We start from the raw sequence: 14,351 nt of genomic DNA on the forward strand, positions 1-14,351 counted from the left end.
TCTTAACATATAGTATTTAGTTAAAACAAGTTATTCCACAACCACCATCAAGATATTTACAGCTTAGCTGTCAGTTTAACATCTGGATACTTCTGTTTGAACCAATTCTCCGCAAATTGGTTTTCAAACAGGAACAGTGGCTGGTCATGGATGTCCTTAACCAAAATGTTTCGTGACGAAGACATCTTTTCGTCGAGCTGTTCGGGATCAATCCAACGAGCGGTCTTGTGCCCCATTGGTTCCATCACAACATCGGAGTTATACTCATTTTTCATCCGGAACTTGAAAATTTCAAACTGCAGTTGACCAACGGCACCTAGAATATAATCATTCGTCGTGTAGGACCGGTACAACTGAACCGCCCCTTCTTGAACCAGCTGATTAATTCCTTTATGGAAGGACTTCTGCTTCATAACATTCTTGGCCGAGACCCGCATAAACAGTTCTGGCGTAAATTGTGGCAGCTTCTCAAACTTAATATCTTTTTTACCAGTGTAAATCGAGTCACCAATCTGGAAGTTTCCAGTATCGTACAGACCGATGATATCACCGGCACAGGCCTTTTCTACGTTTTTCCGGGTATCAGCCATGAACTCGGTAACGTTCGAAAGCCGCAACGGCTTCTTTGTCCGCTCCAGGGTAACATCCATCCCCCGGTCAAATTCACCAGAGCAGATTCGCACAAAGGCAATTCGGTCCCGGTGGCGTGGGTTCATGTTCGCCTGAATCTTAAATACAAAACCAGAGAACTCAGGATCGAGCGGCTTTACTATTTCACCGTCTTCCGTCTTGTGTTCCCCTGGTGCAGGGGCAAATTGCAGGTAGTTCTCAAGGAAGGTCCGGACACCAAAGTTCGTTAAGGCAGAACCAAAGAATACCGGTGTTTGGTCCCCCTTGGCAATTTTCTCCCGGTCAAGTTGGTTTCCGGCAACTTCCACAAGCTCCATTCCATCTAGGGCATCCTGCCATTCACCATCCCCAGCTAGCGGGTTATCCCCCTTGACCTTACCATCTTCATCCAGTGGAAGGTAGGGGTTCTCCGAATCGGCTGGATGGGTTAGAGCAACACGATGGTTAAAGCGGTCATAGATCCCCTTAAATTGGTGACCAGAACCAATTGGCCAGTTCATTGGGTAAGTTTCGATACCTAATACGTCTTCAACCTCATTCAGAAGGTCCAATGGGTCCCGGGCATCCCGGTCAAACTTGTTCATGAAAGTGAAGATGGGAATCCCCCGCATCTTACAAATTTGGAAGAGCTTCTTCGTTTGGGGTTCAATCCCCTTGGCACTATCGATTACCATGACGGCCGAGTCAACGGCCATCAGAGTCCGGTAAGTATCTTCGGAAAAGTCTTCGTGCCCAGGAGTATCAAGGATGTTGATTCGCTTACCCTGGAAATCAAACTGCATAACGGAGGAAGTGACGGAAATTCCCCGCTTCTTTTCGATTTCCATCCAGTCAGACTTAGCAAAGTTACCAGTCTTCCGGGCTTTGACGGTCCCGGCTTCCCGGACAACGCCCCCGAAAAGGAGAAGCTGTTCAGTAATTGTCGTCTTACCCGCGTCTGGGTGAGAAATAATAGCGAATGTCCGCCGCTTGTTAACTGCTTCAGCAAGTTGTTTTGATGCCATCAAAAATTTTCCTTTCATATTTTAAATTGCGCAATATCTTTTCTATTTTAGTATATTCGTTGTCAACTGACAATCTACTTTCCGGCTCATTACGGTAAATAGCAAATTAAAAGAGGCAGTTTGTTGTAAATATTTAAGTACAAACTGCCCATTTAATATTCTTATTACTACTTACGAATCTGAAACTTGAAAGTATGAAGACAGACTGATCCCTTGGTATCACAGGGCATATTTTAATTAATTTAACCATTTAGCTTGCTGTTAACAGCGAAACTAACCGTTTCGGCAAAAATGTGAAGAACTGATTCATCATCTGAATAATTTGGGCTCTTCTTGCATAAACTTCATGATTAATAATCGTTTTTAACGAATTTAGAAGCCATACCAGTGCTTGAGACAACTCAATATCTGGCATGGCTTCGTTCATTATAAAGAATAAATCCCCAATGGTGCGATCATCCTGATTTTGCCGTTCCTGCCAAGCTAATAGGTCATAAGTCATCATGACAATTGCTAAATGGCCACAAAGCCCGTCATAATTTTGAACTTGTGATTTGTCGAGCCGCAAGTATTGCTTGGCAACTTTAAAGTAATTCTCAATTTGCCATCTTCGGGCGTATAGTTGAATGATCGCTTGTGGCTGAAGGCCTAACTGAGTCGTTGCCAGTACTAGGTAGTCATCTTGACGGGCCCGATTAGCCACAAATACCAAGCGAAGCTTGAATTTTTGGTTCCCGACGTGCGCTTCGACAAAGCAGCTGTATTGATAAGCTTGCTTGGGTTGATATTTTGAGGCCTGCAGTCGCTTGTATAATGCTTTAACTGAATATTGCCGTCCGCGATATTGATAGTAAATTTTGCTGGACCGTTTAAGCATGCCCACGCCGTTTAATCCCAACTTGGTTAATTCATAGAACATTTTTGGTGAGCTATACTAGCTATCAAATAACACATAGTCAGCTAGAACGCCATTTGCGAGGGCTTGCTTGACAAGTTGCAATGAAACGAGGTTCATTTTTTGCTGTGCTTGGCGACGTCTCCGGCCAGCAATTGTTCGTTGATCGGTTGTTTTAGCTGATTTTCCAAGGACGTTTTGTGGCTTCTTGGAAGACATTAATGCAAAGTTGATCGGTAAGAATGTATTGGCGTCACTCCAACCCAAAGTTAAAGCCCGGTATCCCTTAATATATAACTGTTTGTCATGGTCAAAGACTCGCGCTAGTAATTCGGTTTGGGTGGCGTACTCACGGGAAAAGAGTGTATCGTCAATGATCAATGCTAACCGCCGCCGGCGGTCAATAAACGGTCGTAAATGCTTGATTAAATGACTCCCAACTTGACAAATCAAGCGTTGCCAATTGATCCGGCCATCGTTCAAATTATTTCTGACGGTGCGACTGGTAAAGTTAGGTGTTTCATGGGCTCGATAAAGCGAGCGTCCCAGGAACTTTGTCGTGAGCAGCCATTCAATGACCTTCATCAAGCTGATTTCTGAATTCCGGCGATAATTCACCAACTTGGTGAGTTTAGATAGACCAATGAGGGAAGTAAATTGATGAACAATATTGTGAAGCTCGTTTTCTGTATTTTTTTGTCTTATAATATTCATGACGTAAGTCTCCTTTGTATCTTGGTTTTGGTCGACTAAAGTATACAACGCAGGAGAGCTTGCGTTTATTTTTTTGCCAAAAAAGCCAATAACCACACGCTTTTGGCGTGATTATTAGCTTTCAAGTTTCAGTTACGAATAATTAATCTACGCAATTTACTATTGTCCCAATCGACATATTGGTAAACAACATGCTTGTCTGATTTAAAAAACTGATTACCAGTCTTAAACGGCATGTTGTAAATATGACTATGAATGTTATGATTACCTGCCGCATTTCTTAGTTGCCAAAGTGGACCTGCACCTGCAATAATTAGGCCACCAACAAGGATGAGGGCATAATAAGTGTCTTTTTTCAGATATGATACTATATCTTTTATCACATAAAAGTTAATGATCATCAGTGCCGGAATACTTACTCTCATTACTAGATCATTAGCGGCACCAAACTTAAAGAACGGTAAAAAGAACAGTAATACACTAGCGAAATACAACAATTCGTTTTTCCGTTCATGCTTCAATAGTAATAACAGCCAAATAATCCATGCCCCTTGAAAAATAATGAACCCAAGCTTATGATGCCAAACATCGGTAAAGCCAAAATGCATTGCTTCGTTAAGCGGTTTGGGCTGCAAAATATTGCAAGCAATATAGAGAAGCAGCACAACCATTAAGATTATCGATAAGATGTTTTCCGGATTGATTACTTCACGCCATGATAAGCTTTGCCCCCGCTTTATAAGGTCAAATATCAAAGTCATCAACATCAAACATGCTAATCCCAAGAATGCAAATGTTGAGTACAAAATGATTGGTGCTAATATTACACCCCAAACCTGATAACAATATCGATTTCTCATCCATAAACTGACAGACAATGCCGTTGGAATAAATTGCGGAAAAACAAAGCGTAATAAAGATATGTTAGAAGTATATTGTATTCCTAACTCCCTACTAAACCATTCTCCCATATCTCTCATTTGCATGGCATCCCAAGGCACCCAATTGCCGTAGATGCCACTTAATGGGTAGATAAAAGGAGAAAAGAATATTAATCCTAAAACAATCAGTATAAGTATCCAGCCTTTATCTTCACCAATCCAATGATATAAAGATAAAATTAGCAGACAAATTCCTAAAACTATCCAAAGTAATAGAGAAATCTGTGCCAGGTTGAATCCCCCTAATTTACCAATTAACCCAGGAATAATGTATTCACCAATATAGTAGCTTACTACACCATATTTCCCTTTAAACTGATAGTGAACAGGCCATGAACGGTTAATAAAGTCATTAAGTAGGACATTATGCTTTTGCCAGTCGTACGATTGCTGAAAATAACCACCTAGTCCAGATAAAAGTGCCCAACTAATAACAATACACAGGGTAACTATTAAGAACGGCCAATGCCTTTTAAAAAGGCTACTAATTCCATTTTTCTTCCAGGAAGAACACCTCCATATCAGGTAAACACTGATAATTGCTGCTGGAAGTCCAACGATTGGATTTAACCAACTAACTGCAAATATAAGTATTGGTAAATATAAATATAATAAGTAAATCAAGTTTAAATGATTTTCATTTTTCATTTTGGTACCACCATTAATCATTCATTTGCTTCTTTAGCATTCTAAAATCACCCAAGGCTTTCCAACCAATCTTAGTAATTTTAGGAATATTAATAGAGTTTGTGCCTTCCTGACGCGCTACAAAGCTAATTGGTAAAAACTTAATTTTTTCATGATAGTACGCAAAATACGTAGTTAGCATAACATTCGGTAGGTTAAAGTCTGATGGCATCTTGGAAATGTACTTTTTCAATAACTCCACTTTCATAAGCCGATAGGGGGCATTAGAATCGGGGATTTTTACACCATAGTAAAATCGCAAAATCATGAGTAACGTCTTTTCGACCATTATTCGTTGTATACCATCTTGACGATGTACACGATTCCCAATAACAGCATCGTATTTTTTCCTTAACTGCCAAAACTGTTCAAATTCAGCTGGATTAGTTTGATTGTCAGAGTCAGTTTGAAAAACATAGTCAGCATTATTTTTTATCGCATAACGATAGCCATACAATACAGCTGAACCATGGCCCCCGTTTGCTTTTGTAAGTCCTTCCAAAAGAGGATACTGCTTTTCCGCTTCTTTAATTAATTCATATGTATTATCTTTACTACCATCATTAATAATTACTAATCGTGAATGGCCATCTCCGCTATGACGTTCAATTACCGGATACCAGTCTTTAATTAGCCTGGCAATATTAGCCGCTTCATTATATGCTGGAATAATAATATACATTTCTTCAGACATCATGTACTCCTTTTAACTATCAACCTGTTTAATTTTAACAGGGCAATTTTAACTTAATGTTTCCAGAAATACAATTTAAAATTAGTTACAGAAGTTTAAAGCTATCTTATTAACGTTGAACAATCACCCGTTTTTTTGCTATATTAGTAACGTTAGAAATAAAATCGAGGTACTTTTGCTATGGACAATAACAACAACGAACGCGAGTCGCGTGAAGAATACCGAAAAAGACTAGAGGAGCAAATTTATAAGAACGCTCACGATGAGGAAACGACTGAGCGTTCCCACCATGAATTTAATCATCACCATCATAAAAAGCCTAAGGCAGGCCGGCCAACCCCACCGCCAGTTCCAGAAAAACACCACTTCCACACACCAAAGTGGATGAAAGCCCTAATCTGGCTACTAATCATCCTGGTTGTCGGTGGTGGCTTCTACGAATATCACAAGGTCCACAAAATGGCCACCGGGGTCTTCAGTGACGGTAACGGCAAAATCAGCAAGAAACTTCAACAAGGTAAGCCAGTCTCGGTTCTGGCCATGGGAACTGATGTTGGCGCCCTACACCGGGGTAATGCTGGTGGGAATACCGACTCAATCGAACTCTTCACTATTAACCCCAAGACACAACGGATTACCATGACAAGTATCCCGCGTGATACCCTAGTTCGTGTCAACACCGATGACGGTGCGGATTACGTCAAAATTAATGCCGCCTACTCTATTGGGGGGCCAAAGCAGACAGTTAAGCAGGTCAGCGAATTACTTGACGTGCCAATTGACTATTACGCCGTTATCAACATGGGGGTCCTCAAGAAGGTAGTTAACTCCCTTGGCGGTGTCGAGGTTGATAACCCGTTCGCCTTTACCTATGAAGGCCACCACTTCAAGAAGGGTAAACAACACCTGAATGGTAATGAGGCCTTAAAGTACTCACGGATGCGGTACCAAGATCCAAATAACGATTACGGCCGGCAAAAGCGGCAACAACAAATCTTGTCCAGCGTCATTAAGAAGTTTAAGAAATCCGGATCCATTAGTTCTGCCAACAAAATCATGGATGCGGTTGGGGATGGTGTTAAGGCCAATATTCCAATCGATGACATTGCAACCCTGTATGGTAACTATCACAGTGCCATGAACAATGTCACGACCTACCACTTCCAAGGCCAAAACGCCATGATTGACGGGGCTTCTTTCCAAATTGCTAGTCCAAAGGAGATCAACCGGGTTTCTAAGCTGGTTCGTAAGGAGCTTGGCCTCAAGCCAAAGAAAGTGGTTAACCATGAAACAAAGATGTACAAGTCACAGCCAAATTACAACGGCTATAATAAGACTGACTTCATCTTGCCAGGTGGTGCCTCTTACAATGATCCCGGTAGCGGTAATGGTAGTGACTACGTAACTAGCAGTAGTCGTCACCAGTCCCAATCCTCCTCAGATGAAGATGATGAAAATAATTCATCATCACAAACCAGTCCACGTTCTTCATACGGAACCGGGTACTATCGTTCACCGCAAACCCGTTACGATTACTAAATTGACATACTAAAAAGGTTCATTCAGCCAAACAACGACTGAGTGAACCTTTTTTGTTACCTCTTATTGAGTTTTCTAAGCCTTTTTGACGAGTTGGCCGTCCTTAATCATGAAACCAGTATTAACCTGGTCATCAGCTACTAATTCAGCTGTCGGGTTACCATCCTTAGCTTCCGTAAAACGCAGGTAAAGCTGAAGGCCTTCGTTAGTCTTCTTATCAATCTTGATACCCTTATTCAACTTGAGATTAGCATTAAAACCGGAGATTGCACTGTTGTAAATTGTTGGAAAGGCTTTAGCAACGTCAGGACGTGCCTCTAACTTCACTTCCGTCCGGCCAAGTTCTTGCCCCTTGTCGTTTACCAAGATCAAGTATGGGTGAACGTCCTTCATCGCCATTGTAGCATTGCTTGCCATCCAACCAGTAATCTGGTAACTACCATCCTTGTTTTCAGTGAAACTATCAATATTTGAGGCGTGCTGACTAGGATTAATCTTGATAGCATCCTTAAACCAGTAGTCCGTGTATTGACTTGGGTCATTAGGATTAATTGCATACCGGCTAACTAAAGTGTAGGTTCCCGGTTTAAGCTTCAAATTATCAAAGCTAGCCGTAAAGCCAGAATTACCGGCGGTCTTAATTCCCTTAAACGCTGCAGCCACGTCCGGACGCGCGTCATTAGTAACTTGGACCCGGGATACTTCATTGTTATTGCTGCCTAAAAGAATCAACCAATGATTGGATTCTAATTCTGACATATCGTTAGCATGCCAACCAGTGACCTGAAGTTTACCATCACTAATGTCAAAATTATCAAGGTTACCAACATTTTCTTTGTTAGGATTGAATGTCAGGTGCCTGTTAATAAACCACCAAGTAACATTGGCACCAGTGTCTCCGTTACCCTCATTACTGGTTGAATATCGACTAATTAATGAGTAGGTATGGCCAGGCACTAGGATAACTGGATCAAAGGAGGTGTCGAAGCCAGAGTTGCCGGCGGTCTTGATTGATGGGTAGGCCTTAGCTACATCCGGACGTGCAACGTTATCAACGAGCTTTGAGGCAACCTGCTTTTTGGCTGTGTTATCCCACAAGATGAGGAAGTGATTCTGAGTAACCGTTGACCAGTCGGTAGCGTTCCAACCGGCAACATGAACACGGCCATCCTTAAGTTCAAATGTATCCAGGGAACCCTCAATCGTTGTACTCCCTTTAATTAACTTTTGAGCAGGGAACCAATAATTAACATATTGTCCCTCACCATTCACCATATCGTTACTGTAGCGACTAATGACCTGCAAACTATCAATTAGATTAATACCCTTAAGACTGAAAGTACCTTCGAATCCAGAATTATCAGCATTTAAGATAGTTGGATACGCTTTAGCAACATCGGTTCGCTTTATATTATCAACTTTTTGACGACTAACTTCTTTATTGGTCGTAGTATCAAATAAAATTAGCCAGTGGTATGGATAATTAAGTGATTGACTGGTAGCATTCCAACCGACAACCTTCAATTGGTTATTTGCATACGTCCCGAAACTATCTAAATGAGCCTGGTTAGCACTCGGTTTAATTTCATATAAATTAGGAAAATAAAAGTCAACAGCTGGCAATTTATCTGTAGCGTTTCCATCTGGATCAGCAGTCCAACGTGACATGACTTGAAGTGGGTCGCCAACCTTAATCTCATTCATATTCAAAGTAATATTGACATCGAAGCCAGACTTAGTAGCATCCCAGACATTATATGCTTTGGCAACGTCAGACCGATTACTTTGGGCGGTATCGACTTGATAACGACCTACTTCTTGACCGTTATGCAGAACGAAAATGTAGTGGTACGGTTTACCTTTGCTATCATTTGTTGCATTCCATCCAACTACATGAAGCTGGTTATTAGCAATATTCGTAACATCTAGCGAACCAAAATTACCTTTAATACTTAAATCAGCATTCTTGTTACTCTGGTCACCTTGGTCGTCGGTTGGCTTTTTACCATTATTATCCTGCTGGTTGTTCTGGTTACCTTTATTATCATTGTTTTGGGTACCCTTGTTGCCACTTGGCTGATTTCCCTTATCGCCTTGCTTGGTGTCCTTGCTACCTTTATTGTCATTATTTGGGGTACTCTTGTTGCCACTCGGCTGATTTTCCTTATTATCTTCTTGCTGGGCGCTTTGGTTACCCGCCGGTTGATTACTCTTGTTACTCTGTTGAGTATTATTTGTTGTCGGCTGGTCAGTCTGTCCCTGACTAGTTTGGTTATCGGTCTGATTATTAGTTGCCGCTTTATCGGTAGCAGGTGTCGTCTGCTTAGCAGCTTGGGTTGGCTGCGTAGGCTGCGCAGTATCAGCATTTGCCGATGGGCCATAAGCCATCCCTGCGGTTAAGGCAAGGGTGGCAACTGCTGCTGAAACCCACAGTTTTCCGCTCTTGTACATCTTGTAATGCTTTTTTGTTTCCATGGTTATCCTCCAAAAAGTTCAATCCATTTAATTTTATATTGCCAGTATAACATATCACCGTATCCGGTTTCACAAGAAGTGATTGGGATAAAAACAAAAAGGAATCGGGAGTTCAGTCCCGATCTCTAATCACCTGACGATTTATAGTTGCCGGTATTCGTACTTAACGAGTTCGAAGAAATCACTCATCGTGTATGATGTACCAAAGTAACGTGAAGCACGGTTAGCCCAGTAGCCATCAGGGTCAGTATGGTCCGTCACGTGCATGTATTCAGAAACCATGTGGTGGGACCATAATGTACCACCGTACTGGCCCGTCTGACCGTTGTACCAAGCCAAGGTCGGCACAATCCCGTATTGCTTCATCTTATATGCCGTGTAGTAGGCTCCGTTGACTAATTCACGGACGAAGTTGCCAGCACCGTAAACCTCAACCTGTTCAAACTGGACGGCCCGTCCGTTAGCCGGGTATCCAGCCCCCCAGGCTTCGCGGTCCGTACTAGAGACTTCAATGATGTTGTTGCCATCAACGAAGGCGTGGACAAAGGCATTTTCGTAGTGTTGCTTTTCAAAGTTGATTTCACCGTAAATATTATCGTTTGGGTTGGCGGTTTCGTGAACTACTACCATGTCTGGTCGACCATCACTGGTCTTACTATACTTATCAGTCACTTCCGGAATTACATAATCAGTCCGAATGCTTGCGTGACCAACCTTATTCTGCAAGATATAGCGGTTGATTGCGTTAGCTGTCATATTGTATCGCAGCAAAGGTTCCGAGTAAAGATCAATACCGTTTCCATTTCCATTAACGTCATCCGTAAAGCGGTGAATTACCCGGAAGACCTTACCCTGTGCGCTTGCCGGCAGGGTTAAGCCAAGTTGATAACCCGAGTTAGCACTGTGCAGGATGTATGGTGCCGTGGCAGCCGCAGTAGCATTAGCTCGCTTGATATCCAGAACCCGTTGCCGGTAAACTTCATGGCCGTTAGCATCCAAGAAAATCAGGTACTGGTACGGTTTGTTAGCGGACTGGTCACTCGCATGCCAGCCGCTTACGTATACTGAACGACCGTTGATCCGGATGTCATCAAACTTCCCTTGGTTTGAGGAGTAAGCAGGTAACCATTGGTCAGCAGTGTTGTTACCGTTACCGGCCGGATCGTCAGTAAAGCGGAGAACAATCTGCATGTTACCCGTAATCTCTGCTGGGTTAAACTTAACCAGCGTGTTAAAGCCGCTATTAGCACTGCTATAGATTAATGGGTATACCTTGGCAACGTCGGGACGGCTAGTGAGCGCCAGCTTCTGACGAGCAACCTCTTGATTACCGTTCAAAATAATTACGTAGGCGTTTCCCTTACTTTGCGACTGGGAACTGGCCATCCAGCCAGTAAGCTGAAGTCCCTGATCAGTCATCTTGATTTGGTCAATCGAATAAGCCTGTTGGTTATGGTAAACAACTGGTGAAGACCAGAAGTCGGTGTATTGGCCATCACCACCGTTACCATTGGTACTGGTGGAATACCGACTCACAACCGAGTAGGAGTGACCGTCCATCAGCTTGATTCTACCTAGGTCAAAGTTGGCATTGAATCCCGACTGTCCCGCTGTTGCGATTGACGGATAGACCTTAGCAACGTCATCCCGGGATATGCCATCAACCTTCTGGCTAGCCACCTGGCTGTTAGCGGTGTTGTCATAAATGATTACATACCGTTGGTTTTCAAACTTCGAGATATCATTGGCATGCCAGCCGGTAACGTTAAGCTTACCACTACTGAGATTAAAGCTATCTAAGTTTCCTTGATTAGCGTAGTTACCATTCGTGATTGGGGTGAAGCAATAGTCAACGTAATCACTGTTACCATCCTTGCTGGAGGTGTAACGACTCAGTAACTGCAACTTGTGGTTAAAGTTGACTCCGTTCAGGTTAAAGGAGATGTCAAAGCCAGACTGTCCTGCCCCCTCAACACCGGGGTATACCTTGGCAACATCGGGACGATTCTGACCATTCTTAACCAACTGCCGGGCAACCTCACTGCCCGTTGTCCGGTCAAGTAGAATAATATAGTGGTTCGGCTTATTTACCGCCAGATTGGTGGCGTTCCAGCCAGTAACCCTTAGTTGATTCTTAGTAACCGTTGCCACATCCAGATTGGCATAGTTTCGCCGGTCAATTGTGACAGGGGCAAAATAGTAGTCAGCATCATTCGTATTGCCAAGTGGGTCTGACGTATAACGACTAATCAGGGTTACTGAGCTAGTGCTTCCTATTACCTTACTGAGGTCAAAGTGGACGTTAAAGCCCGATTGGCTTGCCCCGTACACGTTATGTACCCGTTGAACATCATTGCGGGTAACTTCCTGGTTGGTGATATTCTGCCGGGCAATTTCGTGGTTGTTCTGGTTGAGGGCAATAATGTAGTGGTACGGGCGGCCCTCAGCACCATTAGTAGCGTGCCAGCCAATGGCATTAAGGCTGCCATCCGGATTAAGGCTAATACTGTCCATGTTGGCATAGTTGCCTTTGTCGTTGCGGTTATAGCTCTGACTAGCAGCCACCTGCATCTGGGTATTAGCCGTTGCCGCCTGACTATTATCCGTGTTAACCGTTGCCTGTTGCTGGGTGGTCGTGCCATCAGTATTTGTTTGCTGTGCCTGAGTCGTTGCAACCGTGGTTGGGGCGTCATCATCCGCATGGGATGTACCTTGTGAAACCCACAGCAAGAATCCACAACTCGTCATGGCCAAACCAGTCATGGCAACCTTCTTAGCATGTTCAAAATTAATAAACTCCATCAATATATCCTTCCCTGAGAATCATTAATCAATCGCTTTTAAGAAATCATGTAAGGCTTCTTGCCAGCTAATTGGCTGGTATCCCGCTGCCTTGACCTTGTCGAGGCTCATAATTGAGTGACGCGGTCGGTAAGCCTTTTGCGGGTATTCTGCGGAGGTAACTGGGCTTACCGTGACATCCTTATTCTTCAGGATTTCACAGGCAAAGTCATACCAGGTACAGGAACCATCGTTGGAGAGCTGGTAAGTGCCGTAAGCTATCTTGTTCTGAACGGCGAAGAGCATGAACTCAGCTAAGGTCCGGGTCCAGGTTGGTCGGCCCGTCTGATCATTGACAACCGTCAGATGGTCATGGGTCTTAGCTAGGCGAAGCATCGTGTAAACAAAGTTCTTGCCAAACTCGCCAAACACCCAGGAAGTCCGGATGATATAATACTTATCCATCGTCTCGCGGACGGCCTGCTCACCCGCCAATTTGGCCTTGCCATACTCGTTCTTCGGGTTCGTTTTTGCATCTGTCGAGTACTCACCCGCATTCGTACCGTCGAACACATAGTCAGTACTGATGTAAACCAAGGTGGCACCATACTGGTGGGCCGCTTGGGCGATGTTCTTGGTTCCCTCAGCATTGACCTGCCAGTTGGCTTCCTTCCCCTCGTCTTCCGCCTTATCAACTGCCGTGTAAGCGGCACAGTGGAAAACCACCTTGGGTTTAATTGCTGCAAACCGTTTTGCAACTGCTTGACGGTCAGTAATGTCGAGACCCTGCGAATCAAAGGCCTGGTAGTCAATCCCCCTCTGGTCCAGTAAGTGACGGAGTCCCGTCCCGAGCTGACCATTTGCTCCCGTGATTAGGATGTCTGCCATTATCAGTTTTCCTCCTTAAAAAGGGGCCACGGCAAGCAATTACCGTTACCCCTATTCGTTATTATCCATTGTACATCACGTTAGGTTACCGGATGTTACAACTTCATTTTATTTATATTACTTCAAAGCGGCCTTAGCCTTCAGTGGCTTCCACCATGCTTCGTTGTTCTTGTACCAGTCAATTGTCTTAACGATTCCTGTATCAAAGGTGTATTCCGGTTTCCAGCCTAACTCCTTCTCAATCTTGCTTGGGTCGATAGCGTAACGCTTGTCGTGGCCCAGGCGGTCCTTGACGTACTTGATGTGGTCTTCAGAAATTCCTAAGTTATCAACAATCAGGTGGACAATCTCGTTGTTAGTCCGTTCGTTGTGGCCACCGACGTTGTAAACTTCACCCGGCTTACCGTTCCGCAGGACCAGGTCGATTGCCTGACAGTGATCGGAAACGTAGAGCCAGTCACGAATATTTTTACCGTTGCCATAGATTGGCAGGTCCTTACCTTCCATCCCATTGGAGGTCACCAGTGGAATCAACTTTTCCGGGAATTGGTATGGACCGTAGTTGTTAGAACAACGGGTAATGTTGACGTTGTAGCCGTAAGTCTCAAAATAGGATCGTACAATCATGTCCGCTGAAGCCTTACTTGCCGAATATGGTGAGTTTGGTTGCAGTGGGGATTCTTCCGTGAAGTAGCCCGTTGCCCCCAGGGTACCATAGACTTCGTCGGTTGATACTTGCAGGAACTTCTCAACACCTTCCTTCTTGGCAACGTCCAGCAAAGCCAGGGTCCCCTGAACATTGGTTTCTACAAAGATGTCTGGGTGAAGGATTGAGCGGTCAACGTGTGATTCAGCCGCAAAGTTAACAATGTGGTCGATGTTGAATTCGTGGACCAGGTGGGTTACCAGTTCACGGTTGACGATATTCCCCTTAACGAAGTGGTAGTGGGGGTTATCCTTAATATCATCCAAATTGTGGATGTTCCCTGCGTAAGTCAGCAGGTCTAAGTTAATCAGGTTATCGTCAGAATGCTTCTTGAGCATGTAGTGGATGAAGTTACTACCGATAAAGCCGGCTCCACCGGTTACTAGAATATTCATTA

General features: G+C 43.7%; 8 protein-coding genes and 1 pseudogene. 1 reads left to right on the forward strand and 8 read right to left on the reverse strand.

Going from position 1 to position 14,351, the window contains the following annotated elements; genetic code table 11:
• Positions 1 to 56: 56 nt before the first annotated feature.
• From KZE55_RS07280 to KZE55_RS07295, 4 genes and pseudogenes are all read right to left on the reverse strand, one after another.
• The gene (locus tag KZE55_RS07280) at positions 57 to 1,634 is read right to left on the reverse strand and encodes a peptide chain release factor 3 (RefSeq protein WP_222257960.1); all 1,578 of its coding nucleotides are present in this window, start codon (positions 1,632 to 1,634) and stop codon (positions 57 to 59) included.
• Between the two features lie 250 nt (positions 1,635 to 1,884).
• Positions 1,885 to 3,243 (reverse strand): annotated as a pseudogene (locus tag KZE55_RS10480) (IS4 family transposase).
• 128 nt (positions 3,244 to 3,371) lie between these two features.
• Entirely contained in the window at positions 3,372 to 4,832 is a 1,461-nt protein-coding gene (locus KZE55_RS07290; protein ID WP_222257961.1) for a hypothetical protein, read from the reverse strand.
• Between the two features lie 13 nt (positions 4,833 to 4,845).
• Entirely contained in the window at positions 4,846 to 5,565 is a 720-nt protein-coding gene (locus KZE55_RS07295) for a glycosyltransferase family 2 protein (RefSeq protein WP_222257962.1), read from the reverse strand.
• 180 nt (positions 5,566 to 5,745) lie between these two features.
• Between KZE55_RS07295 and KZE55_RS07300 the strand changes: the two genes are divergently transcribed.
• Positions 5,746 to 7,104, forward strand: coding sequence for an LCP family protein (locus tag KZE55_RS07300; protein WP_222257963.1), 1,359 nt, complete (start codon positions 5,746 to 5,748; stop codon positions 7,102 to 7,104).
• Positions 7,105 to 7,179: 75 nt separating this feature from the next.
• On the opposite strand, the gene KZE55_RS07305 is transcribed toward KZE55_RS07300, so the two are convergent.
• From KZE55_RS07305 to rfbB, 4 genes are all read right to left on the reverse strand, one after another.
• On the reverse strand, positions 7,180 to 9,579 hold the full coding sequence (locus KZE55_RS07305) for a KxYKxGKxW signal peptide domain-containing protein (protein ID WP_222257964.1): 2,400 nt from the start codon (positions 9,577 to 9,579) through the stop codon (positions 7,180 to 7,182).
• Between the two features lie 141 nt (positions 9,580 to 9,720).
• A complete protein-coding gene (locus KZE55_RS10315; protein ID WP_261313223.1) occupies positions 9,721 to 12,381 on the reverse strand; it encodes a peptidoglycan recognition protein family protein in 2,661 nt (886 codons plus the stop codon).
• Between the two features lie 24 nt (positions 12,382 to 12,405).
• On the reverse strand, positions 12,406 to 13,248 hold the full coding sequence (rfbD, locus tag KZE55_RS07315) for a dTDP-4-dehydrorhamnose reductase (protein WP_222257965.1): 843 nt from the start codon (positions 13,246 to 13,248) through the stop codon (positions 12,406 to 12,408).
• A gap of 117 nt (positions 13,249 to 13,365) precedes the next feature.
• A complete protein-coding gene (gene rfbB, locus KZE55_RS07320; protein ID WP_222257966.1) occupies positions 13,366 to 14,349 on the reverse strand; it encodes a dTDP-glucose 4,6-dehydratase in 984 nt (327 codons plus the stop codon).
• Positions 14,350 to 14,351 lie beyond the last annotated feature (2 nt).

Source organism: Limosilactobacillus panis (genome assembly GCF_019797825.1).
Classification (GTDB): Bacteria; Bacillota; Bacilli; order Lactobacillales; family Lactobacillaceae; genus Limosilactobacillus; species Limosilactobacillus panis_A.

Excerpts from the sequence above, each read along its gene's own strand:
- KZE55_RS07295 (WP_222257962.1), bottom strand. The coding sequence starts at position 5,565 with ATGTCTGAAGAAATGTATATTATTATTCCAGCATATAATGAAGCGGCT.
- rfbB (WP_222257966.1), bottom strand. The coding sequence starts at position 14,349 with ATGAATATTCTAGTAACCGGTGGAGCCGGCTTTATCGGTAGTAACTTC.
- KZE55_RS10315 (WP_261313223.1), bottom strand. The coding sequence starts at position 12,381 with ATGGAGTTTATTAATTTTGAACATGCTAAGAAGGTTGCCATGACTGGT.
- rfbD (WP_222257965.1), bottom strand. The coding sequence starts at position 13,248 with ATGGCAGACATCCTAATCACGGGAGCAAATGGTCAGCTCGGGACGGGA.
- KZE55_RS07300 (WP_222257963.1), top strand. The coding sequence starts at position 5,746 with ATGGACAATAACAACAACGAACGCGAGTCGCGTGAAGAATACCGAAAA.
- KZE55_RS07290 (WP_222257961.1), bottom strand. The coding sequence starts at position 4,832 with ATGAAAAATGAAAATCATTTAAACTTGATTTACTTATTATATTTATAT.
- KZE55_RS07280 (WP_222257960.1), bottom strand. The coding sequence starts at position 1,634 with ATGGCATCAAAACAACTTGCTGAAGCAGTTAACAAGCGGCGGACATTC.
- KZE55_RS07305 (WP_222257964.1), bottom strand. The coding sequence starts at position 9,579 with ATGGAAACAAAAAAGCATTACAAGATGTACAAGAGCGGAAAACTGTGG.